Annotated in this window: 19 protein-coding genes and 2 pseudogenes; 3 read left to right on the top strand and 18 right to left on the bottom strand. The window is 32.4% G+C overall.

The window, feature by feature from the left end; translation table 11 throughout:
- Positions 1–59 precede the first annotated feature (59 nt).
- The 3 genes and pseudogenes from AD998_11025 to AD998_11015 form a co-directional block, all read right to left on the bottom strand.
- Positions 60–3,209 (bottom strand): hypothetical protein, encoded by a 3,150-nt coding sequence (locus AD998_11025; GenBank protein ID KOY86604.1) that lies wholly within the window; start codon positions 3,207–3,209, stop codon positions 60–62.
- Positions 3,210–3,241: 32 nt separating this feature from the next.
- Complete coding sequence (locus AD998_11020) at positions 3,242–3,550, bottom strand: hypothetical protein (protein ID KOY86603.1); 309 nt, start codon at positions 3,548–3,550, stop codon at positions 3,242–3,244.
- A 428-nt stretch (positions 3,551–3,978) separates the two neighbouring features.
- A pseudogene (locus AD998_11015) lies at positions 3,979–4,677 on the bottom strand (hypothetical protein).
- A 105-nt stretch (positions 4,678–4,782) separates the two neighbouring features.
- Between AD998_11015 and AD998_11010 the strand changes: the two are divergent.
- From AD998_11010 to AD998_11000, 3 genes are read left to right on the top strand one after another with little or no spacing between them, the layout of a single operon-like run.
- On the top strand, positions 4,783–5,652 hold the full coding sequence (locus AD998_11010) for a hypothetical protein (protein KOY86602.1): 870 nt from the start codon (positions 4,783–4,785) through the stop codon (positions 5,650–5,652).
- Positions 5,653–5,705: 53 nt separating this feature from the next.
- Entirely contained in the window at positions 5,706–6,218 is a 513-nt protein-coding gene (locus tag AD998_11005) for a hypothetical protein (GenBank protein ID KOY88158.1), read from the top strand.
- A gap of 11 nt (positions 6,219–6,229) precedes the next feature.
- On the top strand, positions 6,230–6,535 hold the full coding sequence (locus AD998_11000) for a prolipoprotein diacylglyceryl transferase (protein ID KOY86601.1): 306 nt from the start codon (positions 6,230–6,232) through the stop codon (positions 6,533–6,535).
- Between the two features lie 9 nt (positions 6,536–6,544).
- Here the strand turns inward: AD998_11000 and AD998_10995 are convergent, their stop codons facing one another.
- From AD998_10995 to AD998_10925, 15 genes and pseudogenes are all read right to left on the bottom strand, one after another.
- Positions 6,545–7,069, bottom strand: a complete 525-nt coding sequence (locus AD998_10995) for a hypothetical protein (GenBank protein ID KOY86600.1) — start codon at positions 7,067–7,069, stop codon at positions 6,545–6,547.
- A 14-nt stretch (positions 7,070–7,083) separates the two neighbouring features.
- Positions 7,084–7,500 carry a hypothetical protein gene (locus tag AD998_10990; GenBank protein ID KOY86599.1) on the bottom strand — a complete coding sequence of 139 codons (417 nt, stop codon included), beginning with the start codon at positions 7,498–7,500 and terminating at the stop codon, positions 7,084–7,086.
- 103 nt (positions 7,501–7,603) lie between these two features.
- Positions 7,604–7,966: pseudogene (locus tag AD998_10985) on the bottom strand (hypothetical protein).
- Between the two features lie 361 nt (positions 7,967–8,327).
- Positions 8,328–8,828: a hypothetical protein gene (locus AD998_10980; GenBank protein ID KOY86598.1), complete on the bottom strand. Its 501-nt coding sequence runs from the start codon at positions 8,826–8,828 to the stop codon at positions 8,328–8,330.
- Positions 8,829–8,836: 8 nt separating this feature from the next.
- On the bottom strand, positions 8,837–9,715 hold the full coding sequence (locus AD998_10975) for a hypothetical protein (GenBank protein KOY86597.1): 879 nt from the start codon (positions 9,713–9,715) through the stop codon (positions 8,837–8,839).
- A gap of 87 nt (positions 9,716–9,802) precedes the next feature.
- Positions 9,803–15,229: a hypothetical protein gene (locus AD998_10970; GenBank protein KOY88157.1), complete on the bottom strand. Its 5,427-nt coding sequence runs from the start codon at positions 15,227–15,229 to the stop codon at positions 9,803–9,805.
- Positions 15,230–15,381: 152 nt separating this feature from the next.
- Positions 15,382–17,016: a hypothetical protein gene (locus AD998_10965; protein ID KOY86596.1), complete on the bottom strand. Its 1,635-nt coding sequence runs from the start codon at positions 17,014–17,016 to the stop codon at positions 15,382–15,384.
- 236 nt (positions 17,017–17,252) lie between these two features.
- A complete protein-coding gene (locus AD998_10960; GenBank protein ID KOY86595.1) occupies positions 17,253–19,256 on the bottom strand; it encodes a hypothetical protein in 2,004 nt (667 codons plus the stop codon).
- A gap of 91 nt (positions 19,257–19,347) precedes the next feature.
- Positions 19,348–19,659: a hypothetical protein gene (locus AD998_10955; protein KOY86594.1), complete on the bottom strand. Its 312-nt coding sequence runs from the start codon at positions 19,657–19,659 to the stop codon at positions 19,348–19,350.
- A 168-nt stretch (positions 19,660–19,827) separates the two neighbouring features.
- On the bottom strand, positions 19,828–20,082 hold the full coding sequence (locus tag AD998_10950; protein ID KOY86593.1) for a hypothetical protein: 255 nt from the start codon (positions 20,080–20,082) through the stop codon (positions 19,828–19,830).
- Between the two features lie 51 nt (positions 20,083–20,133).
- On the bottom strand, positions 20,134–20,334 hold the full coding sequence (locus AD998_10945) for a hypothetical protein (GenBank protein KOY86592.1): 201 nt from the start codon (positions 20,332–20,334) through the stop codon (positions 20,134–20,136).
- 87 nt (positions 20,335–20,421) lie between these two features.
- Complete coding sequence (locus tag AD998_10940) at positions 20,422–20,994, bottom strand: para-aminobenzoate synthase (GenBank protein KOY86591.1); 573 nt, start codon at positions 20,992–20,994, stop codon at positions 20,422–20,424.
- The gene (locus AD998_10935; GenBank protein KOY86590.1) at positions 20,991–21,551 is read right to left on the bottom strand and encodes a hypothetical protein; all 561 of its coding nucleotides are present in this window, start codon (positions 21,549–21,551) and stop codon (positions 20,991–20,993) included. Before AD998_10935 ends, AD998_10940 begins: the two co-directional genes overlap by 4 nt.
- Positions 21,552–21,554: 3 nt before the next feature.
- On the bottom strand, positions 21,555–21,914 hold the full coding sequence (locus AD998_10930) for a hypothetical protein (protein KOY88156.1): 360 nt from the start codon (positions 21,912–21,914) through the stop codon (positions 21,555–21,557).
- A 1,412-nt stretch (positions 21,915–23,326) separates the two neighbouring features.
- Positions 23,327–25,018 (bottom strand): hypothetical protein, encoded by a 1,692-nt coding sequence (locus tag AD998_10925; protein KOY86589.1) that lies wholly within the window; start codon positions 25,016–25,018, stop codon positions 23,327–23,329.
- Between the last annotated feature and the right edge of the window lie 28 nt (positions 25,019–25,046).

Genomic DNA, 25,046 nt, shown 5'->3' with positions numbered 1-25,046 from the left:
AATGGTTATTTTGCAATCAATATTGTTATACTTATTACCTATATCTTTTCTACTACTTATTATTTGATAATCTTTCTTGTAATGGTTTGTCCTTCATGTTGTAAACTTATCATATACATACCTCTTGAGAGGTTCAAGTTTGTAAATTCGTAAGTATTTATGCCTGCCACTCCTTCTACAATATTCTTTTCCACTATTCTACCAAAAGCATCTGTAATGATTGTTTGTACTTGAGCATTATGGGGCAAAGTAAATAGAACTTTAAACTCTTTTTGTATAGGATTAGGCTGAACATTTACAATATTGAATTCATTAACATCAAAATTGACAGCCTGTGGCTTACTATAAATATATTTACCATCTTTATCTATGTTTTTGAGTCTATAATAAGCTATTGAAGTTTGTTGGCTTATAGCTTTATCTGTAAAATTATAAGTGTTAGCTTTACCTATCGCCTCTATAGTACCTATTTCTTCAAATTCTTTAGCATTGAATGAACGCTCAACACTAAATATTTTACTATTTAACTCAAATTCTGTTTTCCACTCTAAAAGAGCATCTGAATTGGATTTACTTGCTTTAAAATAAACCATTCCAACAGGCAAAGGATTATTACTTGTGGTACTTCCTAATGTAATAGGGCTAAAGGATGTAAAGGTAACAGCACTTGTTACAAAAGAACTTGCTACACCACCATTTCCTCCATTTGTCCATTGTGTTCCATCCCAACGACATACCAATAACTCTGAAGGATCCGTTACTCCACAACTACGAACATTATCATAATGGAGGCTTACAGTAGCACTTTGGCTTCCATTGGTTCTGTCAAACATCCAATATTCACAATTGCTTACATGGTCAATAGATGCTTCTTTGGTTGCTATAGGATACAAAGTATTAGGGCTTGTGCGTGTATAGGTAACTGTAAAATGATCAGTAGCTGTTGTTGTACCACTTGGATTGAAACCTATCCCTGCATAATAAGTACCATTACCCAACGGAAATATAAAATTAGTATTACCTATTTTTCTAGCTGTACCTGTCATGTGGCTTGCATTGGAAGCGTTGATTGTGTTTGAGGTAGCCATAAAATCTACTCTCTGAGAACCTGCAACCAAATAACCATTTGTAAAATCAATCATACCATTGATATTGATAGATGTACTTGTCCCTGCAAGTATCAAATTACCCGTTTTATTAAAAGTTGTATTATTTAAGGTAAAAGGGTTTGTGGATGCTGAAAGTGTTACACCAAAACTATTAATTGTTCCTGTATCAAAAAACGCATCATCTACCACATACAAAGTCCATGTTCCATTTAATGGTCCAGCATAAGAAGCCAAGGTTCTTGCATCTTCCCAAGCAAATGTACCTGAAAAAGGTGCTGTACCAGTACTAATAAGTGTTGCCCCATCTTGTATAATAGTGTTGGTGTAATTTCCTCCACCCCCACCATTATCTGTAGAAACAACATATACTGTATTATTAGGAGTTACCAAATATATATCTACATCTGAATCAAAAGTATGTGTAATATCAAAATTAAAGCTATTGAGAGCTATATAAGTACCAACAGGAACTGTTACTTGTATATTTGCACTTCCTGCTAAAGACGCCAAAGTTGGGACTGTATTATTAGCAACAACCCCACCAGTAGGTGTATCATCAGCAATAGCCACTGGTGTTCCTGGTGTATTGGAAAAACTGTTAGTATTTACATTTGGTATAGTAGAAAGTATCTGGTTTACATTTCCTGTAAAAGAAACTGTATTGTTTCTAGCATTAAAAGCCCCCGCAGATTGAGTCCAGTCCCCTTGAGATTCTATGTTAAAGTTAGATGTTGTCGCATCAAAACTGCCTCCTAAGTGGTTTAAGTTCCCATTGATGAGTACATTTGAGTTAAGTTCTCTGGTTGCTCCATTTTGTAGGTTTAAATTGGTATAAGTAGCACCCACTACCTTCTGTGTTCCTGATACTCCTTGATAAATCACTGTTCCAAAAAATGTATTGGCATTACCATAACCTTGTAAAAAGGTATTGGTAGCATGTGTATAGCCTACAAATATTCTATTGTTAGTATTATTTCCCATGGTAAAATTCCCCATTCCCCCTGTTCTTTGCATGAGTCTAGTTGTAATTAAATCCATAGAGAATGCTACATTATTGGTTGCCATATTAAAATGTCTGCCAATATTTACAGTATTAAATACCCAGCTTTCTCCACCAGAAGAGTTTACATCTAAAGTTAAATCATTGCTTACATTCACATCCATACCCTGACCATTAGCGTCTGTGTAAGAAGCATTCCCTATATCTTTGGAAATTCCACTATAATTTTGTATAGTAAGGTTATGATAATTACCAGAACGTATGAATTGTGTAGCATTAGCACTATAAATAAATGTACTTGTCCCAGCGTTCACTGTTCCTTCACCTGCTTGTCCAGTAGGGAAATATGGATTATATAAATCAGGGCTTACATTGCTTGTTGTACCACCTCTCAAAGTAAGGTTTGCATTATTGAAATTAGCATTTCCTTCAATAGAAAGTTGTGTCATATTGATAGATTGCCCTATGCCAAAATTAAGTGTTGTATTTGTATCTGTAGAAAAACCATATACATTTGTTGTACTGGCATTGAAATTAACTATTTGCCCTGCTGTTATCAAATTAAAAGCAAAATTATTGAAATCTGTGCTTGTACCAGAGATAGTTACCGTACCAGCATTTGTAAGGTTTGCGAATAAATCCCCTGGTTGATGTAGGCCTCCATTGTTGGTAATGCTAGTTCCTCCCATAGCAAAAGTACCAGAACCCACTCTGTTATCAGAAATAATTCCTCCAACATTGATGGTAATATTGCCTGTTACACTAAGTGCTCCACCTGTATTGATATTGAGCGTACCACTCACTGTTAAATTTCCGTTCACAGTAAGTTGTGATCCATTTGTAATATTGAGGGTTGTACCAGCATTAACAGTCAGGTTATTACAAACATCATCATTTTGTTCTACATTACATGTTCCAGTACCAATAATAGCATTGGTGCCCGCTACAGGTTCTCCACTTGGTGTCCAGTTACCATTTCTGTGCCATCTTCTGCCTTGAATAGCACTTCCACCACCTAATCCTTCTGTAAATGTACTCTGAGCATAAGTTTCGATACTAGAAAAGATTAATATTATTAAAAAATGAATATACTTTTTCATGTTTTTTATATTTTATGTATCCTAAATACTTCTTATTGAGTCTTTTTTATAGTTAAAAGCGATCTTTTTTTACTATAAACTAATATTTCTAAATCAGGGCTTACTTTCCAAATAATATCATCATTGGTTTGTCTTCTGCGATGAATACTTTTCAATACATCATCAGAAACTGGTTTGCCTGTTTCATTTTTGACAATTTGATATGTGTTACTTGCAGGGATTTGAAATCTTGGGGATTCTTTTTGAGGAGATTCTATCCAGTTAGGGTTTTGAGTTGTTTGAGCAGATGCATACAAACAGCTCCCAAGTAAAATAAGGGATAACCAATATGCTTTTTTCATGGTATTATATAAATTTCAGGTATCTTAAATAATGTATCTATTAGGTAGATTCTGTAAAGTATATAAAAGGTAACCTTTTTTTTTGCTTATTTTCAATTTTACAAAATATGATTCTATAAAAATTTCATTTTAAACAAAAAAAAAATAAGCCCTAAAAATCAGGGCTTATTTGTAATTTATTTTTTTTCTTCTTCATTAGGTTTTGCATTTCGATTAGCAGAAACTGTTAAATCTACTATCTCACCTGCTCTTATTTTATTTCTTGGACGTGGGTCAAACTCATCTTTGCCATACCTCTTTTTCGGTTGATTCTGTGCATCTGGATTGAGAGCTTGTTTTTTTCGTTTTAACTCATCTCTTTGTTTTTTAGTGAGGGCTTTTCCTTCTTCATCATAGTATGGAATCCCATCTGCTTCAAGTCTTGCTGGTGGGCTTTGTTTGGTTACCACGCCTGCTGGTTCATTGGCGTTAGGGTCTTCAGTAACATGCCCAAGTTGCAAACCATTGGTTTCTAAAATACTTTTGGCATCTTCTAAACTTAAACCTTCTAAATCGGGCATATCCATTTCTTCATCACCTACACCACTCCCTACTACTAAATCAATGCTTGTTCCTACTTGTATGAGTTCATTTTCTTTGATGGGTCTGCCATTCATTTCTTGACCTAAAATGGCATCTTTGGCTATATCTGGTTTGAAGCGAATAGCTCCAACTTCCAACTGCATGGTTTTAATTTTAGCAATTGCCATTTGGTAAGAAAGCCCTTCTAGTTTAGGCATTTTTACCTTTGGAGGAGCTTTAGGGCTGATAATCAGATAAATTTTTCTACCTTGTTTTACTTTCGTTCCTGCAACAGGTTTTTGGTCTATAATTGTATAAGGCTGATATTCTTTTGAATAGATAGTATCTTGAACCACCATTTCAAAACCTGCCTCTTTGAGTTTTCCTTCAATATTCTCTACACTTACTCCCACCAAACTTGGTACAGTAATAGATTCACCATGATTGGTTACAAAAGGCAGATAATTATAAAATACAAATAAAAGTATAGTAGCGAAAATAAGTACTACAATACCTATATGAATGAGTACTTGGGGGAAAGAATTACTACGAATAACAACGCTCATAAATGATATTAACTTTTTCAGTGCAAACTTATGCAAAAATCGGGCAAAAATAATACGTTGTAACCTATTTTTTTGATTTTGCGTAAAAAACACTATCTTTGCACCATGAAAATAAAAGAAACCATATCTTCTTGGCTGACGCATCGTTACGAAATTTTAGTACGCGATGAGGAAAATTTTGAAGAGAAACGTAATTTCTCTTACAATCATGCAAAAGCCTTGGCTATTAGTGTACCTATTCTATTTTTGATGTTGGTATTGGGTTTTTGGCTAGGTTCTTCTAGTAGTTCCTCTCCTATTGCTCAAAAATCTGATGAAGTAAAACTAAAAAAGCAAGTTTTAATGCTTTCTGGTACTGTAGACTCATTGATAGAGGTTACTAATCAGTATAATCGTTTTTATGATAATTTCAAAAAGGCTATCAAAGCAGATGTAAATGAATTGCGAACTGATACTTCTCATATTTCTAAAAATCAGGTAACTCAAACAGATACTATCAAGGATTATATTGCTCCTGCTGATATGAATTTAAGAAAAGAGTATGAGTCTATGAATATTAGTTTAAATTCTGAAAAATCTACTGGTACTTTTGATATATCTTTTAAGGATTTTTCGTTTTTTCCTCCTATCAAAGGAGTTATTACAGAACGCTTCGATTCAAAAACGAAGCATTTAGGCATTGACTTGGTAGCACAAGCCAATGAACCTATCAAAGCTGTTGCAGATGGAACAATTATTTTTTCTTCGTGGACAGAAGACACAGGCAACGTCATTGGCGTTCAACATCAAGGAAATGTTATCAGTTTTTATAAGCATAATGCCGTTTTATTGAAAAAACAAGGTGATTTTGTAAAGGCTGGCGATGTGATTGCCATTATAGGTAATACAGGCCGGCTTTCATCAGGTCCTCACTTACATTTTGAGATGTGGTACAAGGGCAATGCTGTAAATCCTGAAAAATTTGTTTCTTTTTAACTCAAATATTTTTAAATTGCTTCGCAACCTATTAAAACTACCTAATTATGGCAATGTTCGGAAGTAACAACAACACTAAGGAGACCAAACAACAGGATGTAGATAAAATCTCTAATGCAAGTACTAATATTGGCAAAGGTGCCACTTTACAAGGAAATATTGATACATTTGGTAACGTACGCATAGATGGTAAATTAGTTGGAGATATCAAAAGTAAATCGAAAGTAGCTACTGGAAATGCTTCTGTGGTTGAAGGTTGTATTACTGCTCAAAATGCTGAAATAGAAGGAGAAGTAAAAGGCTCATTGGAAGTAACTGAACTTTTGGTATTAAAATCTACAGCAATTATACATGGTGATATTCTTACATCTAAAATGGTTGTAGAAGCAGGAGCAGTATTTAACGGTAAATGTCAAATGGGTGATCTAGATCAAATCAAAAAGAAAAACTCATCTAACTCTACCTCTAATCAGGAAGTAACAGTAGACGTAAAAACAGAATCTTCTGTTGAGACCAAAGAAGAAAAAGCCACCAATAACTCTGTATTTAGTGATTTAAAAATCTAATTATCCATTAGATGAATTGGCTTGAAAAATTAAAAAATCGTTGGGGAGTACACAGCATTTGGCAGGTACTCCTTATTTTATGTGTATTTGCTTGTACTGGCTTTACTATTTTATTTGTTAAAAAGCCTATTTATGCAATATTAGGCTATAATGAACAAACTCCTACATGGATAAAAATCCTTACATGGATTGTGCTGATTTTGCCACTCTACAATATCATTTTGCTTGGCTATGGATTTATTTTTGGGCAATTTCGTTTCTTTTGGATGTTTGTGAACAAACTTTTTGGGAGATTATTTTTTTGGCAAAAAAAGTAATTTGAAAATTTATAAGTTTTCTGTTATACGTTCTAAATCAAGAAAAACTTGATTTGCTACCCAAAACACTGTTTTTGTTTTGGGTGAAAACCAAATGGTTGCATTATCTCCTTTCTGAACAAAATCAACCCTTAAATCATAATTCATTTGTTCTATATCATTAGGGATTTTAAATTTTTGACCAACGATTACCACAAAGTAATATGTAGCATTCTTGCCTGTTGAGCTAAATTTATCTTCTATGATACCTGATATACAAATTTTTTGCCCTGTTCTGATGTCTAATTGATAGTTGAGATAACGTTTTATTCCATAATAAATTCCTGCAAGCAAAGCAATTCCAACCAAAAGAAGTGCAAGAATCAGCCAACTGTTGTTTATTTTCTCAGCATTTGGAATATGAGAAAATAAATATTTGGTAAGAATGCTAGCCAAAACGAGTATTATAATCAACCAAAGCCCTTCCTCTCTTCCTTTTTTCAAAAACTTTATCTCTTGTTGAGTTAAAGAAGCATATTTGGGTTGGGCTTGCATATTTATATTAATTTTTATTGAGCAAGTTTTACTTCTGTAACTTCATCTTTATCATTATAAATGATTTTGAATTTTTTACCTACCATTTTTGGATGAGCTCCTGGTAATCCTTCCAATTTGGGATCATCATCTATCATTTTTTCAGGCATTTTAGCATAAATAAGCTTATCTTCTGGCATTCTGGCTTCAGGAGCAAGCACAGATACATTGATGGTATCTCCTTTAGCTACAGATTTAAAGAAAAACTGTGTACTTGCAGCATAGACCGTACAATTAATATAAATAGCTTCTATTTCTTTGGCTTTAGGCTCTTCTTTCTTCTCTACTATTTTGGTGGTATCTTCTTTCTGAGAAGCTTGATTTGTAGGCTTATTACAAGCTATTAAAAGTACACAGGTCGAAAAAACTAATGTTATTTTTGTTACAGTCATATTATAAACATTTTAAGTGTGAATGTAATAATAAATAATATTATATATATTTCCTATACTATTAAAAAGAAAAACCTTGCTTATATGAGCAAGGTTTTTTTGGCTAAATTTTATTCAAATTTATCACACAGGGCTTTTTCAGTTGCCAACGAAGTCCTTCTTCTACTTCTTTCAATAATGTAAACCCTGACTTTTGAAGAACTTTTTGTGATCCAAAGCCATCTAGAAGTGTGTCCGCAACTATTGCTTCTAAGTTTTCATTTTGAAACATCCATGTTGTGAGCAAACCAACAGCTTCTGTGGCAACACCCTGATTTTCATATTTTTCGTCAATAAAATATCCTATTGAAGTCTCTTTATTCTGGTTTGGCATACCTCCTATGCCTATTCCTCCAATTGTCATTTGAGACTGTTTTTCTATAATAAACCAATGTGTAAACCACTCATAATTTTCAGGATATTTTTGTATATTTGGAAGAATATAATTGTCCAAAGCGGTTTTAAATAGCTCTAAAAAACTATCGTCTGTATTCAGTTTAAAGTCCGAAATAACCAAGTTTAATTGTTTTTCAAGCTCATTTCTACCATTCTGAGAAAGAGTTATTAATTGATTTTCAGAAAGTGCTAAAAGTAATAGCCTTTCAGATTCTAATTGAAATATCATGGGAAAATTTGTTTAAAATGATGAAATAGAATAACATGTACCACTTTTGATGTGGCGTTTCATTTTAAACAATATCAGGCATTTGCGTACGCAGAGGCATTAAGTTTTATCTTGCAAATATATAAATTTACAAGATAAAAGTACACATTTATAAAAAATGATTTTACCTTCCAAAAGGCTTAAATAAATTAATTACACGCAGTGCATTTTCGGCAAATATAAGTTCGATGCCTTGCGAATAATACGTAAATTTACCATCATAGCTTTCCATAGCTATAGTTTTATCAAACTCTCCCATTTGTTTTCTTACAGTTTCCATAGAATCAAAAAAACGGATTCCATTATCTAATACAGTATTTTGATAAACTTCTTCTTTGACGGCATAACTTGTACAAGCAATGTAACAAAGCCTCTCATCTTTGAAAAATAATTTAAAAATAGGATAATTTTCTAATTCTTGATATTGATGAACCTCATCAAAACCAATTTGAAATTGCAGAAAATTTTCTGTTACATAACCATGTTCTCTAAAGACCTCAGCCTCTTGGTCTAAACTTCTTATATAATCAGCTGGAGGCAAATGGACTATCACATCTGTGAGATGATTACCCAAAATAATATTGTCTATTCCTTGTCCTATTTTGATGATTTTTTGTGCTTGCATAGATGATTTTATTTTTTTAACCTATCATATTCCAATAATAATTCTTTAAATTCTTGTTTTGTAAGTCCCTTCTTAGAGTTTAATTGTATTTCTATTAGATAATCATTGGCTTCCCTTTTATAATGCACAACTGAATCTAATAAATGATTTATTGAATAGTCCTTAATTTCTATATCATAAATTTTATTTTCTGTTATACTCATACTAAATTTTTGATTTTTTAGACTACAATACTCTCTATATTCTATTTTTAAATCATAATTAGATGTTTGTTTTGTATAAGGTTCTTGTATTATTGAACTTATTAAAGACAATATCAGAAAAAAACCATTCCATAATGTATGATATAATATCCCAGATAAAAAATTAAACCTAATTCTAAGAAAACTCAAAAAAGCTCCTCCCAACAATTGTGTAAGTACTATAATAGGTGATATACACCAAAAAAAAACACTATTATTCTCATAGTTTGAAATATGAACCATTCCAAATAATATAATTGATATATAAACTAAATATTTGAATATTTTATCCCAAGTATTTCTTATAATAATTTTTTTTATTACTAATTTATACCTTAAAATCAGTCTAAATGTAATTTCTTCTATAATAGGTGCGACTATTACACCTCCTACAATAGCATATATCAAGGTACTTTCTTTATAATTTATTCGTTTAGTTTCTATAATAGGCTCTATCCATTCTAATATTGAAATAATTGGGAAGATTATTATTATTGATATTAATAACTCTATTATGAGTATGTAACCAATGTATTTTACATTTTTCTTAATATTATAATTAATGATTCTACTATCTGTCGGGTGTTTAATAAATTCTAAAAATTCACTTGAGAATATCCAAAAATCATTTATTACTTTTCTCATAAATATTGGTTACATCTTTCAAAAAATATCATGATAAACAACCATTTAGAAAATGTGTTGCTTATCATGATATACTAAACTTTCTTCTTACATATTCTCTTTTCTTACTTTCTGGCTTACAATTACCTTCCTGGCTCCATAATATGAATGATATTCAGAGGCATACATGGCTTCGGCGGAAAGGGCTCCCATTTGAAAATTACCAATTGAAACGGCTCTTGTCATATAATAGAAATTCTTGGTTGTACCACTTGCCTCACAGAAAATATGGATTTTGTCGTCTTTAATATCCACATAGTCTGGTATAGAGGCTTCTTTTATCCAAGGAAGTGAAGCTGTTTGTACAAGTCTTGTATTTTCAATTTCCAAACCCGCAGGCAATAAATCTGTAATTGCCACATTGGGAACACTGCTACCATCTGTTGTCTGAATACTTACTTTTACTACTACCAAATCATTTTGGGTAAATTCACCATTTTTAAGCTCCTGCCCTGCCTGATTATAGAAAGTACGTCTGACTTTCAAATAACTATCTTCTTCTTTGATATTGGGATTTTGAGGCATTCCTTGTATTTCCCAGAAATAATACAATGTTCCTTTACCAGAACTACTGATATTGATGATATTGCCCAAAATATTCTTGGTAAGTGCCAAATCATTGTTTTCATATTTAGCAATTTCTTTGCCTTGTGTCTTAATAGAAGCCTTCATTTCAGATTGGTTTGCCTGACGAGCCAATTTGCCCATTGCAAGCAAAGCAAAAGCATTTTCCTGTGTGTTGAGGTCTTTTTGAGCCCTCATCTGTTCTGATAAATGTTTTGCCATCATGGGTATCTGAACATTACGACTATCTGTTTCCAAAAGAGCATTCAGGGAAATAGCCTCATCACGTATGTAAGAGTAGAAACTACCACTCAAAGCATTTTCAGAGCGTTCACCTGTGAAACTCTTAGGTAACAAAGCATTATAACTATTTTTATCTCCCATCATCAGATAAGTAGCTGCAAGCAAGTATTTTCCATCTATTGCTAGCATAGAACTATTTGCTTTACAGTAATTCATGGTGGCAATATCTCCTCTACGCATCAAACCAAGAACATAGAGTGTATAAGGTACTTCTTTAGAGATAATGGTTCTTGAGAAACGTTTGTTACTCTCATCATAATAGTAATAACGTTCTGTTGCTTTTTCTTTCACTTTTTTCTCTAAATATTGAGCTATTCTCTCCAAAAACTGTTCATTTACGCTATAACCAGCTTTTTTGGCTTCATATAAGAAATGTACACCATACACACTACCCCACCAGCTTTCGTAGTCAGAGCCTTGCCAATAACTCAGAGATCCATTATGAGTTTGCATTGTTTGGAGTTTACTGATAGCTTGTTGTACGTTATAACGCCCTTGATTATCAGATATAACACCTTTATAATCTGCATTTTTAGATTTTAGCTGTTTAGAAAGTTCACTGGCATAAAGTTGCGGGAAAGCCGTTGAAATCGTCTGCTCTACACAACCATAAGGATATTGCAACAGATAATCCAAATTATCAGAAAACTGAGCCATTGTTGAATTAGAAACTATTAAACTGGCTTTGTCTGTACCTAACAAAAACGGGCTTTGTAACGAAATATTCTGATTACTACCTGCTTGCAAGCTTCCAAAGCCTGTTTTCTTTTGTATAGGTGTAGCTGGACGTATGCCTATATCTGTTTTTTCTTCAAATTTCTTGTTTTGAGCACTGAAGCTTACCATAATTTGCGTATTACCTACAAAATCGCCTGTTCTGATTTTAAAGAATACCTGCTTTTCGCTGTTTGCACCTAAATTTACACTCTCTTGATTGGTAGTCAGTACATTCAAGCCTTTTCCAACAGTGATTTGAGCATTACCTTGCATGGCTGTAGCTGTGGTATTGGAAAGTGTAACAGGAATCAAGACTTCATCTTGAGGGCTTAAAAAACGAGGTATTGCAGAACTAATCACCACTGGATCAGCTACTTTCATGTTGGTTGCATTGCCACCAAAAGAGCTTCCTTTGTGAGCTACTGCCATTACACGCAAACTTCCCGAAAACTGTGGAATGTCAATGGTATAATTAGCTTCTCCAGAAGAGTTCGTTTTGAGAACACCACTCCAAAAACTCACCAATTTTACACGCTTATTACCCATAGGGTTGGTAGCATCTTTTTTCTCTAATGCTGAAAAATTTGCACCATCCCCACCCACGCTACTTTTACCAGCAGAAAGTTCAGGAAACAAACGAGGGTACAAATCGTAAGCATTTACCTCCAAAGCTCTTTTTTGGAAAAAGAAATCGTAAGGATTCGGATTTTTAAAATCTTTAATTTGCAAAATACCTTCATCTACTACAGCTACCACTACTTCGGCATTGCTTTCGCTGGTTTTTATTTTGATAGTTTGTTTGGTATTGGAGTAAGAACTGGCTACTGCCTCAATTTTTACATCCATTTTATGTTTTTTAGCTTCTACAGTAAGTGGCAAATACCCATGAGCCACTGTAAGAGGAATTGCCGAATTGGTAAGTGGTTTAATCAGCGTTGCTGAAATATACATATTAGGCAAATGCTCTTCTTTGATTTTCAGGCTCAGAGAAGCTGATTTTTTATCTGTATTCAAATAGAAATGTTCTAAAACTTTGTTTCTTTCCACGCTTACCAGAATTTTGCCCTCAAAAGGAGTTTTGAAAAGTAATTTAGCATTCTCACCTACTTCATATTTATCCTTATCAGAGCTAATATCCACTTGTCCATCTTTATTCACTTCAAAAGAAGAGTAATCTGTCATGCCATAGCCATACGCAAAAAACGACTGGCTTACATAATTTTCAGCATCTGCATTTCTGATACGCAATTCGTACTCTCCTGAACGAGCTACTCTGAAACTATAAGCTGTTTTTCCTGAAATTCTAAGTGTTTGTTCTGAAACAATTTTTTCCTTCTTGTTGGAAACATATCGGATACTTCCTTCATAATCTCTTTCTGCCACATTTTGCCATTCGTGTTGTACGAGTTGCAAAACAGCCCTTGTATCTGCATTTTTACCATCTTTGTCTAAAGCTACCAAACCAACACTGATATTTTGGTCTGTGTCCACATATTCAGATATTCTTTCTACACCAAGCATCACAGATTGAGTAGGAATTTCCACTCTGTTATTTTTATAGACAGGTCTGCCTGTTTCGTCAAAAACAGTGGTGTATAAAGTTCCTTCAAAAATCCCTTGATTACGATAATTGTCTGTTACCTCAAATTCTTGAGAAAATTTTCCATCTTTATCTGTAACACCTTCCCTTGATTCAGCAATAGAACCTGATTCTATTTTTCCAACCATTTGGAAGTTAAATTTCTCAAAACCTTTGGGTGCAAAGTATTTTCGGTTTACAGAAAGCCTAATTTGATAATTTCTGTTTGTGGCAGGTGTTCCATACAAATTAAGAGCTTCACCATTTAAAACTATTTTTTCGCCTGCTGTATAGCTTGTTTTTTCTGTATTTTGTTTGATTTTGATTCTGTCAGGCATAAACTCTTCTACACTGATATAGCTGGTATTGAGCAAAATATCATTTAGTGTATAAATTTCCATCGTATAACTACCTGTCAGTGCCGATTCTGGCAGTTGTAAATTACTTTCCCAAGAGCCTTGCTCGCTTAATGTGCCTTTTAAGGTCATAAATTCTTTTCCATTGGGCAAAATGAATTTCGCTTTCAGAGGCATTTTAGGCTCTGTTTTCCACTGCTCGTTGCGTACTACCACCGAAAAATGTACTTGTTCATTGGGTCTGTATAAATCTCTTTCCAAATGCACAAAAGCCTGATAAGTAGCTTCATTGCGACGCAAACCACCCAATTCAAAACGAGAGTTTTCTACTTTATTTCTTTCAAAATCCAAAAATGTAAAATCGTCTGCTGTGGAGGCAGTAATCATTTTTATTTTAAAATCAGGGTACTTTTTCTTTAAATCTGCAATTTTCACAACACCTTCGTCATTGGTTTTTTCAGTTGCCAAAATTTGATTGTTGCTACTCAAAATATTGATATTAACATCTTTGAGCGGACGTGTATCCAGAATAGAATTTGCAAAAACAGTTATTTCTTCTGTATTCTCTTTAGCTATCAAGCCTACATCCGAAATAGCCACCAGTTTGAAAGCTTTTTGATACAAATCTTCTGTAGAACCTACTGTAATGGCATACGCCCCTTTAAAATCCTGTAATTTTTGAGTACTGATGTTGAGCAGATGAATGCCATTTTTGGTCACTGGCAGTCTTTCAGTTTCGTATTCTTGTGATGAAATGGGTGTTCCATAATCTTCATAACCACCATTATCATAACTATAAACACTTTCGCTTTCAAGATTATAGCTAAAATTCTTTAAAAAACCTTGAATATTGTTTTCATAGATTTTATAGATTTGAACTTTAATTTTAGGGATGTTTGTAATTTTGACACCAATATTTTTATGTCCTTTAGAAGTCAAATACATAGCTTTTTTCTCTGTAAAAGCAATTTGAGGCTGTAGTTTACCAAAAGCTATTTCTTGTGTGTATTCGCTATTCAGTACACCTCCTGCCAAACCTTGTAGAGCCTTTGGTATTTTAAGATTATAGGTTTGCCCACTTGCAAAACTTCCTTTTATTACAAAACCTCTGTTATTTACCTCAAAATTAACTTTTTCATCAGGTTTGGGGTCAATACTCACTTGTTTTTCAATTTCGTCAAGACTGATGGCTTGGTTGGTAGTTACCAAAATATAAGGGTCTAAACCATCATACTCAGCTCTTGTTTCTAGAACTTCTAAATTCTTTCTATCTGGAAGAGTAAATGTATTTTTGATACTTTCAGGCGTTTTGAAATCGCTTTCACCACAAGTAAGCCCTTTTTCAATGGTAATAGTAGCTTTTTGATTGCTCAAGTCTGCATTTTCAAGAGCAATTTCAATATTTCTATCAGGGCTGTTGGAAACCAAACGCAAAGGAATATTTTTCCCATCAACACTCACAGCAATCAGCTTTTTAAGGTCTTGGGGTGTGATTTTATAATTGAAATTAAGATTTAAGTGTATTTCAGCTTTTCCTGCATTGCTAAGTGTCCAAAATGGAGATGATGATGAAAGTGTGAGTAAAGGTGTATGAAAATCTATTTTGTCCTTGGCTACACTTAGTTTGGTATTGGTCTTCTTGACTATGCCCTCTTGCAGTTCGGCTTTGTAGGATGTACTTGCTTTAAAAGAGACTTCTGGTGAGAAAAGTATTTCATTTTTAGCAACCCACTTAAATTTCCCTCGTACAGCAGGCGTAAATTTGATGTATTCAGTTGTATCCCACTTATTGAGCAAACTATCGTGGGCTAATTCCTTACTCATGGTAAAGATTAAGTTCTGTTGCTGATTAATTTCAGCGTCAAAATTTTTGTTTGTAATTTTTACCTGATTGCTATTGCAAGCACTAAGCCCGCAAGCCACAAGCACACAGGACAAGAAGTTATAGGGTTTCATATTTTTGATGGGATTTGTAACAATATCCACAAATTTTAGCCCAAATCCCATATTTTTGATAGAAATATTTTTAGTTTTTTATGAAAATATCATAATGTTTTATGAATGTGTAATGATTCTTTACGAATATATTTTAAACTAATGAAGAAGTGCTAATCTTCCAATTCATTTAACAGATTTTGGCTTTGTCTTACTACTTGATCTAAATGTATGATAGTTTCTTTAATTTTTGAAAAAATGAACTCTCTATCTTCTGTAGTATTATCTAGCCCTAGTATTTCATATAAACCCAAAATAGTAGCAATGGGTGCACGAAGTTTATGAGCATTGAAAAATGCGTATTCATTTAATTTTTGATTCGTTTGAAGAAGTTTTCTCGTCCTCTCCTCTACCAATACTTCTAAATGGTTGTTCAATGTACGTAGCTCTTCTTCATTTTGTCGTAGTTCTTCTTCACTTGCTTGCAGAGCCTCATTTTTGATTTCTGTTTGCTGTTTTTGATAAGATAATTGTTGGTTTAGTATTTTTTGAACTTTATTATTTCGCCAAATAAAGAAAACAATTACAAACATCGTGAACAATACACCTGATATAGTATAATTATAAAATGATTTTTCAGCTAATTTTTTCTCATTTTCCTTGGTAAGTAGTATCATTTCTCTGTCTTTTTTCGCTATTTCCGTTCTATTCTCCAAATCAGCTATAGCTTTTACTTTTTCAATAGTAAAAAGGCTGTCATTTATTTGCTTAAAAATTTCATGATATTCAAGGGCTTTCGTGTTATTTCCATATAATTTGTAAGTATGATACAATGTTTCACTTAGAAGTTTCACCTCAGCCAAAGCTTTTATTTCTTTCGCTATTTCTAAGCCTTTTTGTCCATATTCTATACTTTTATCATATTTTTTTTGTTTTTGATACACTTGTGCTATTCCATTCCAAGAATAGGTAAGTCCCCATTTATCTCCTGTTTCTTCTTGTATTTTGCTAGCTTTTTCATAGTATTGCAAGGCTAAAGCATCCTTATTTTGCTTCTGATACACTATTCCTATATTATCCAAACTTATAGCAATATTTACTTTATCTTGCATCTCTTCTTGCATTTGCAAACTTTTATTGTAATGTTCTAAAGCTAACGAATAATTACCTTGACTCTCATGTATAAGTCCTATGTTACCTGAGGTGTTTGCTACACCTTTCTTATTACTTATTTCTTCAAAAATTTTTAGGGCTTTTTGATAATATTTCAGAGCTAAAGGAGAGTTTTTCTGATTATCATACAACACCCCCATGTTATTGAAATTTTGTGCAAGACCACCTTTATCTTGTATTTGTTCTTGTATTTGGATACTTTTTTGAAAATAATCCAAAGCATTTCGATAATCGCCTTGTTTGTTGTAAATCAAACCTATATTAGTAAGTATTACCCCTATGTTTTTTTTATCTTGCTTTCTTTCAAACATCTGTAGAGATGTTTGTAGATGTTCTAAGGCTAAAATATACTTACTTGTATAGAAATACCTCAGCCAAAGTGCATGAGTACTTTGATTAATCCCATTTGAAAAATCTATTTTTTTGCTCCACTCTAAAGCACGTTTGATAAGGATAATGCTTGTATCTGGATTATTCTTAGCATATTCATTTGCTATTACGATTAAAGTTGAAATTTTAGTAGAATCTTGAGTGGCTGTTTGATAGGTCTGCTTCAAACTGTCCAGTACTCTAAGATTTTGGGCTTGAGCAAACACAAAAAAACTAAATACTAAAAGAGTTAATAAATATTTCATCTTTTATTAGAAACTGACTGTCCTGCAAAAGATTGACAGATGAATAATTGAAACTTGAGTAAAGTTGAGATTTTTTATTAAAACCTAAAAAATTGCTTATAATGTAAAATAGGATATAACACAAATATAATTAATTACCTTGACTATTTTTCTTTGATTAATAATTTTTCTAGAAGTTTATAATTTAAACTTAATATAGAATATTCACTTTTTCAAGAAAAGGTAATCTTGATTATTTATAAAATTACAATTTTTTGTCTTATGATATTCTGAGTGTTTTTATTTACTAGATGGATTGTATAAACACCTTTTTTCAAGTTTTTGGTACTTAGTTTAATGTAATGTATTGTTTCTGCATTTTGTACTAAAAGCCCCATTGCATCATAAATCATGATTTGAAAACTTTCATTCTCCCATAAAATCTCAAAAAAATCGTGGGCTGGATTTGGAAAAACTTGAGCTTTATGAGTAACAATATTGTCAATGCTTGTGGGGGCAGGTGGAGATTCCAACTGATACGCTTCGTCATTGGTAACAGTAGGCACACCAGCTTGTAAAATATTGTTATTAAGCATAGTATATTTCATTTGCGAAAAACCTGCAATATTTCTTGGTTTGTTGGAACTACTGGCGATTTGTGTTGTAAAAGCCCCTTGTGTACCTGTATTGTGCAATACAGTGGAGACATACTGTCCTCCGGCACTCCAAATGTTTTTATTAGCATTTTGAGTGAATTTAACCCAGCTTTTTCTATTGATATACATACCAAATTTGAGTTTGCTCTGAGCTACTGCATAGCTTACAGCACAACTATTGTTTTCATAAAAATTATTATCATCAGGATTGAAAGCATTGGGAAGAATGGTGGTTGTTTTGAGTAAATTTAGACCATTAGAAAATGCCAAATTACCATCATAAGCGTTGTATTGACTGCTTCGATTGTTGTTTACATATATTTTTCCTGCCAATTTACTGTTATCACCTACAAATGCATTTACGATTTGGTTTCTTCGGATATGTTTGTTGAGTAGCTGTCCTGTTTGTCCTGTCAAAAACTGAGAAAACAAGCTATAACTCACAATATTTACAAAAAACACTTTTTTGGATTGCTTGATAGCATTGCGAAGCGTATATTTATCATCTTGGTTATTTGCTGTAATGGCTTGTAGAATCGTAATTTTATTTGCCCCTTCTACTTTCATTTGTTGTTTATATTGGGCTGCAATAGTGGTATCTGTGCCTGTAACAATAATTATTTCATTTGTGGGATTAGAGGCAAGAACAAAGTCTTTGATAAGTGTATTGTTGTCTGTAATTCCTTCTCCTCCACTCAAAAATACTGTATAATTGCCATCTTCTTGATTGATAAGGGGATTAAAGCTTTCCGAACCACCTTGTAAAACATTCAAATTTGTTAAATCTATTTGATGATTGTGAATTAAGATTTTAGCAGTTATATCATCAGAACTTATTTTATTATTAAAAAAGCCAAATCCATTGGTTGCATCATAGATATGTGTTGCTCCAGTACCATAACAAGTGGCTTGTTTGGTGGCATTGATGCAAAGGGCTGTTTGGTCATCTACGCCTATTCCTTTGATGAGATTACCTGTCTGTTGAAACCATTTTGCCATCAAAGCCATGAGCCTTGTATTTCTACCTCTTTCAATAAAATGAGTATCAAAAATAAAGTCAGGAAAAATATCCACAAAATCGTTTTTAAGCGAAAAATAAGGAGAATTGATACTTTCTAAGCCATCGGCTGGGTAGAAAGCTCCGTTTTCTGCACTAAAAAAAACTTTGGAAAGTATTGCCATTCCAGCAGAAGTGCCTCCAATAACACCACCAGCATCAAATTTATTTTCAATGGCTTGTTCTACTTTTGTGCCTTTGTACAAAGTATAATATTGTGTTTGGTCACCACCCTTGAAAAAAATCACATCACAAGCCATTAAATTATCGTAGATAGTTTGTAAATCAGCATCTGTACGAGTAGAAATGGTATAATTGGTTGCTTGTGTTGCTCCAAGGCTTGTAAAATAATTTTTGAGCCAGTCATCTTGGGTCTGATAACTCACAATGGCTACTTTTTTATTTACAGATTGATTTACTGCCCACTGATAAGGTGTATCGCTCCAGCCTCCTTGTTTTTCTGAGCCACCACCCACCAACAAAATTTTTCCTTGAGCAAAAAGACTATGAGAAAAAAGTATAAGAATAAAAGCAGAGATAATACGCATACGATAAGTTTTTGATATAAAAATAGTAATTTGCCTGAAAATAAAAAAACCTTGCGATTTGCAAGGTTTTTTTATATGACTGTAAGAAAAATTATTTCTTAACTTCTTCTTTCTTAGGCTCTTCTACTTTCTTAGCATCTTTAGCGTCAGTTTTTACTTCTTCTTTCTTAGTTGTGTCAGCAGGCTTAGTTTCTTCAGCTTTCACTTCAGGCTTAGTTTCTTCAGCTTTTACTTCTTCTTTAGGTTTAGTAGTGTCAGTACTAGTTTCTTCTTTTTTCTCACCGCCACAAGCAACTAAAGAAAACATACCAACTACAGCGAACATCAAAAATAACTTTTTCATTTTTTTTAGGTTTTTTAGGTTAATAATTATTTTTATTTGACTTTTATACAATTTTTTCAAAAAGGTAACCCAAGTTTTTTTATTTTTTTTAGATTTTTTTATTAAAAATCTGATACTGTGAGTTTTATTATTTCTTTTTGATTTTTATTTGTGATTTTAGCACTTCTTTTTTCAAATCAGGTGCAAATTTCTAAATAAAAAAAGAGACTTCCAAATTTTTATTAAAAATTATTTTTTAGGCTCTTCTTTTTTTGTGTCTGCTTTCTTAGCAGTATCTACTTTGGTAGTATCTTTTTTAGGCTCTTCAGTAGCTTTTTTGTCATCAACAGGATTGCCATTATCATCAAATTTAGGCATATCACCAGCTTCTTCTTTTACTTTTTCTTGAGCTTCCTCTTGTTTCTTTTGAGTTTCTTTATCAGCAGAGCAAGATGCAACAGCAAAAGCACCTACTAAAGCGAACATCATCAATAATTTTTTCATGGTATTTTTTATTTTTAAGTTGATAGAATATTTGTTTTAAGAAATATTTGATTATTTTTTCTTTTCTTCCTCAATAACAGGTTTCTTTTTATCATTGCTTGTGTTTTCTACTTTCTTGGTAGTATCTTTTTTCTCTTCTTCAACAACTACAGGTTTAGTTTCTTCTTTAGCCTCGGTTTTAACTTCTTCTTTTTTCTCTTCTTCTTTTTTACAAGCAGAGAAAGTAACAACAGTTGTAAGAGCAAGTAACATCAAAATCTTTTTCATAAGCAATAAATATTTGTTTTTGGGTTAAATTTGCATTTTATACCACAATCTTAAAAAGGTAACCCAAGTTTTTTAAAAAATATTTACTTTTTTTATCCAATTCTCTAAAATTTCTAAACCATACTCACTCAAAATAGCTTCAGGATGAAACTGAACACCAAAAATGGGAAGTTTTGTATGTTCAATAGCCATAATTTCTGTATAATTATCTTTGGTTTGGGCTGTTATTTTGAGGTCTTGAGGTAAGTTTTTAAGAATAAGCGAATGATACCTCACTACTTTAAATTGCTGAGGCAAATAACTAAAAATACTTTCTTCCAATATTTCTATTTCAGAGATTTTCCCATGCATAGGACGTTGAGCTTTTTCTAAATTTGCTCCAAAGTACTCTCCAATGGCTTGATGCCCCAAACAAACCCCTAAAATGGGTAGTTTATCATGATAATAATCTAAAATTTGCATCAGATTGCCTGCTTGTTTGGGTGTAGAAGGACCTGGTGAAAGCAATACGCCTTTGTACTGTTTTTGTGCTATTTCATCAAGAGTAACATTATTACGAAAAACTTCGCAAGAAACTTGAAGTCTGCCCAAATAATCGAGCAAATTGTAGGTAAAAGAATCAAAATTATCAATAACAAGTATCAAGATTTTGTCTTTTTGGTAGGCTGGTCATTGATTACTTCTTTAGCCTCTTGAATTACATCTTCGCCAAAGGCAATAATACTCGAAACATTCTTAACAGCATAAGGGGCAAGTGGCTCAATTACAGGATAAAACAAACTTCCTTTGGTTAGTTCGTTGTTGTTGGGTGTGATTTGATTGCCTATTTTATGGAAAATCATGAGAAATAAGCTCACAAAAAAAGCAAATTTAAAACCTCCTAAAATCGCTCCCATGAGGTTATCGAAACTGCCTAAAACTGTTGCATCTATGGTATTTTTAAGATATTTAGCAAAACGATTAGCTAAAAAGAATACACCTGCAAAAGTAGCTATAAAAGCCACATAAGGAGCAATGCTATTGGACATATCGCCCAGCATGGGCTTGATAATTTTCAGGGTTACCACCCAAAATTTAAAACCCAATATAATGGCTACCAAAAAGGAAATCAGAGACAAACCTGTCATCAGAAGCCCCGATTTATAGCCTTTATGAGCTCCCCAAAGTATAGGAATGAGTATAAATAAATCTAAACTGTTCATTTTTTATAGTTTGAAATTTACAGGTATCACTTTTTTAACTTTTACAGGTTTTCCATCTTTATTTTGTGCTGGTTTCCAAGGTTTGGTTGTTTTTTTCAGGGCTTGCACCGCTGCCTCCCCACAGCCATCGCCAATATCTTTTATAATTCTAATATCTTCAATATTCCCTTCTTTGTTTACCATAAATTGCAAATAAACATATCCTTCAGTTTTATTGGCTTTTGCTTTTTCGGGATAAATTAGATTCCTAGCAAATTCATTCCAAAAAAAAATGACACCTCCCTCATATTCTGCATTTTGAGCTACTTCAAATTCCTGATAAACTTTGTTCACTTTTTCTTCTTCGCTCTCTACTTTTGGTATTCTCTCAGGTGCTGGAATTTCATATTGTGTTACAAATAATTCTTGGTCTTTATCTTTCTGTTTTTCTGGCTCTGACTCTATGAAAGATTTTTTGGCAGTTTTGTAATTTTCTGGATTGACGAAAAACTTTTCTTTGCCTTTAAAAGCAATCAAATCATACACAAATGTATCATCGCTTCTTTTTTGTACGTTTTTCACGATTTCTATTTTATCATAAAAAGGAGAAATCTCCAAATTAGTATTTTTCAGAAAGGCAAATTTTTTATTCTTTTCTACAACTACCACATTAAAATCGTTGTAAGCATTAGAAAAGGGATAAAGGCAGACAATATTATCAAAGGGTAAATTATACATTTTTCCATGCATAGCTGCGTACAAGAGAAGTGTATCAGCTTTTTTGGCTACCAAAGAATATCCAAAAATTTTTTGGTGAACGAGTGTTTGAATATCATAGCGAGCTGGCAAAATAATTTTTTCGTTGTACAAATCAAAAATCCCCATGAAGTTGACTTTTTTCAGTATGTATAAATCACGAAAGTTTCTAATAATTTCGTCATATTCAATCGGTAAAATTTTTTCTCCATTATAATTTAATAAACCTTTTTTGCCATTTTGCTCCACCTCAAAGAAAATACCACCAGAATCTCTATAAAAATGATTTACTTTTTCATAATTGCCCATATTTTCCAAACTGAGGTCTGAAAGATTGATTTTTTGCAGACTTCCATTTTCCTTGAAACCAATGGCGGTCATTGTACCTATAAGCAAAATGCTTTTATAATTTTCTAAAGGCTCTTTTCCAATCAAATATAGGTTTTCAAATCCATTTTTTTTATACTGATATAAATCATCTTTTATTTCCCTGATAGGCTCTTCGTTGCTTATTTGAATGGGAGTTAGGCGTTTAAGCCTTTCTTTGTCAATACTTTTAACTTGAACGGGCGTGAGTGTAAGTTTTTGATTTTCAATGATATACATATTTTGTGTTGTTTCTGTAAATAGATAAAAACTTTTCTCATCCAAAGACAAAAAGTCTACAAAATCAAGGCTTTGTTTTACTCCATTTTTATCCAAAAAAGCACTATTTTTTGTTTTTTTATTAAAAGCTGTCGCAAAATTTAGTTCGGTGTAAAGGCTGTCATAAATGGGTTCAAGCGTCCATTTACCTTTTTTATCAATCACGCCCCAAAGATTATTTTGTTTGGCAAAAGCAAGGGAGCTATCCAAACCCATTTCACCAAAGCGTTTGGCTTCTTGGAGCTTAGGTTTTATTACCCAGCGTTTGGAATTGGTTTTTTTGTAGCCAAATAAATCTTCTTTGTCTTGTTGAGGTATTAAATTTTGAGCCCCTAAGACATTTGTAAATAAACAAAAAATGATGGTTAAAATATTTTTCACAAAAAAATTCATTTTTAAAGTTTAAATCTTACTATTATTGTTTTACGAACACGAACGGGTTGTCCGTATGCATTTTTAGCTGGTGTCCAGCGTTTTACTTCATTCATTCTTTTAAGAGCTGCTTCAGCTGCTTTCCCACTATCATATCCTATATCTCTCAAAGTCTTTACATACAACATATATCCTTGCTCGTTAATTATAAATTGTAAAACTACTTTCCCCTCTATATGTCTTTCTCTCATGTTTTGAGGATATATTAATTTATCTTGAATAGCCTTTCTAAATGCTATCATACCTCCTTCGTATTGAGCTAGTTCTTTCACTTCATACTCTTCGTACCATGCCTTTACCTGATCAATTAATTCAATTGGTTCTTCTGGTGACCCTATTTCATCTATTATTGAAAAAGGTTTAGAGGAATATAAAAAGGTTTCAGGATTCATATATTGCTTCATACCTGTTTTATATACAACTACTTCATTACGATAATATTTGGGACCATCTTGTCTTCGCTTTTTAGGCTTCTCTATATTTATTTTATCAAAAAAATCAGTAGTTTTTCCATCTATCACATTTTTCAGAACAGCATACTTTTTATCTTTCTGCAATATTATTAATTCTTTTTTCCAGTCTACACTCAAACAAAATACACTATCTATATCTGATGCGATTACTTTTTGTCTATTAACATCATATAATTCCTTCTTATTGTCTTTTGTGGTAAAGCATAAAAATTGATTAAAGTTTTTACATTCCAATATTTGTATATTTTCATAATCTGGAGTAAGAAGCATCCTCTTATTTTTCATACTGAAAAGTCCTTTTTTACCATTTTTTTCTAAGAAATAGATAGAACTGTTTGGAGATATTTTTTCGATTTTACTATACTCTGTTTTCAATAAAGCTGAATATACACTACTATCCTTTAAAAATATGCCTTTCAAATTATTTTTTGTAACAAAGAAAATATCCTCATTTCCTTCTTCATCACTTTTATTTTCTAATGTAATTTCATCATATTCTATAGGAATTTGTATGTTATCCTGATCTGACAAAATACCTTTTTTACCGTTTTGGGTTATTAAGATGTCATTTACTATGTATTTAAAATTGTCAAATGCTCCTATAGGATGAATTGTAAGCATCTCTAAATCAATCCATTCATAGCGACCATTTTTCTTGCCTATTGCAAAATTCCCTCCATTAAAATAGGTATCATATCCTCCTATTATCTGTTTGTCTGGTTTAAAGAAATAAAATTCGTCATTTCTTTCTTTAAAAATATATACATCATATTGCTCAAATATATCTAGATATTTACATTTTTTTAGAGGCGTTTCAATAATTTTTTGATTTTCTACTAAAAATAAGTCTGCATAAAATGGATTATAATTATAAAATATAATGCTTTTCATTTCTTTCAAATGAACAATCTTGTTGAAATCATCGTAAGTAGGCTTCAATGCCCATTCTCCTTTTTTATTGATTATTCCCCATAGATTTTTCTGTTTGGCAAGGGCAAATGAAGTATCCAAACCACTTTCTCCAAATTTCTTTGCTTGTTGGAAAGTCGGTTTGATAATCCAATCTTTAGAATTAGTTTTTTTATAGCCAAATAAGCCTTTTTTATTTTGCTCAGGAATTAGGTTTTGAGCATTGGAGAAGTTTGCAACTATACAAAAGGCTATAATTATAATGTTTTTCATGATTATAGTTTTTTTGAACATTAAATAT

This window comes from bacterium 336/3, from assembly GCA_001281695.1.
In the GTDB taxonomy this organism is placed as follows: Bacteria; Bacteroidota; Bacteroidia; order Cytophagales; family Thermonemataceae; genus Raineya.
This window is presented reverse-complemented; position numbering and strand designations above follow the sequence as displayed.

Excerpts from the sequence above, each read along its gene's own strand:
- AD998_11020 (KOY86603.1), bottom strand. The coding sequence starts at position 3,550 with ATGAAAAAAGCATATTGGTTATCCCTTATTTTACTTGGGAGCTGTTTG.
- AD998_11000 (KOY86601.1), top strand. The coding sequence starts at position 6,230 with ATGAATTGGCTTGAAAAATTAAAAAATCGTTGGGGAGTACACAGCATT.
- AD998_10935 (KOY86590.1), bottom strand. The coding sequence starts at position 21,551 with ATGAACAGTTTAGATTTATTTATACTCATTCCTATACTTTGGGGAGCT.
- AD998_10965 (KOY86596.1), bottom strand. The coding sequence starts at position 17,016 with ATGAAATATTTATTAACTCTTTTAGTATTTAGTTTTTTTGTGTTTGCT.
- AD998_10945 (KOY86592.1), bottom strand. The coding sequence starts at position 20,334 with ATGTTACTTGCTCTTACAACTGTTGTTACTTTCTCTGCTTGTAAAAAA.
- AD998_10975 (KOY86597.1), bottom strand. The coding sequence starts at position 9,715 with ATGAGAAAAGTAATAAATGATTTTTGGATATTCTCAAGTGAATTTTTA.
- AD998_10950 (KOY86593.1), bottom strand. The coding sequence starts at position 20,082 with ATGAAAAAATTATTGATGATGTTCGCTTTAGTAGGTGCTTTTGCTGTT.
- AD998_10925 (KOY86589.1), bottom strand. The coding sequence starts at position 25,018 with ATGAAAAACATTATAATTATAGCCTTTTGTATAGTTGCAAACTTCTCC.
- AD998_10990 (KOY86599.1), bottom strand. The coding sequence starts at position 7,500 with ATGACTGTAACAAAAATAACATTAGTTTTTTCGACCTGTGTACTTTTA.
- AD998_11025 (KOY86604.1), bottom strand. The coding sequence starts at position 3,209 with ATGAAAAAGTATATTCATTTTTTAATAATATTAATCTTTTCTAGTATC.
- AD998_10960 (KOY86595.1), bottom strand. The coding sequence starts at position 19,256 with ATGCGTATTATCTCTGCTTTTATTCTTATACTTTTTTCTCATAGTCTT.
- AD998_10980 (KOY86598.1), bottom strand. The coding sequence starts at position 8,828 with ATGCAAGCACAAAAAATCATCAAAATAGGACAAGGAATAGACAATATT.
- AD998_11010 (KOY86602.1), top strand. The coding sequence starts at position 4,783 with ATGAAAATAAAAGAAACCATATCTTCTTGGCTGACGCATCGTTACGAA.
- AD998_10970 (KOY88157.1), bottom strand. The coding sequence starts at position 15,229 with ATGAAACCCTATAACTTCTTGTCCTGTGTGCTTGTGGCTTGCGGGCTT.
- AD998_11005 (KOY88158.1), top strand. The coding sequence starts at position 5,706 with ATGTTCGGAAGTAACAACAACACTAAGGAGACCAAACAACAGGATGTA.
- AD998_10995 (KOY86600.1), bottom strand. The coding sequence starts at position 7,069 with ATGCAAGCCCAACCCAAATATGCTTCTTTAACTCAACAAGAGATAAAG.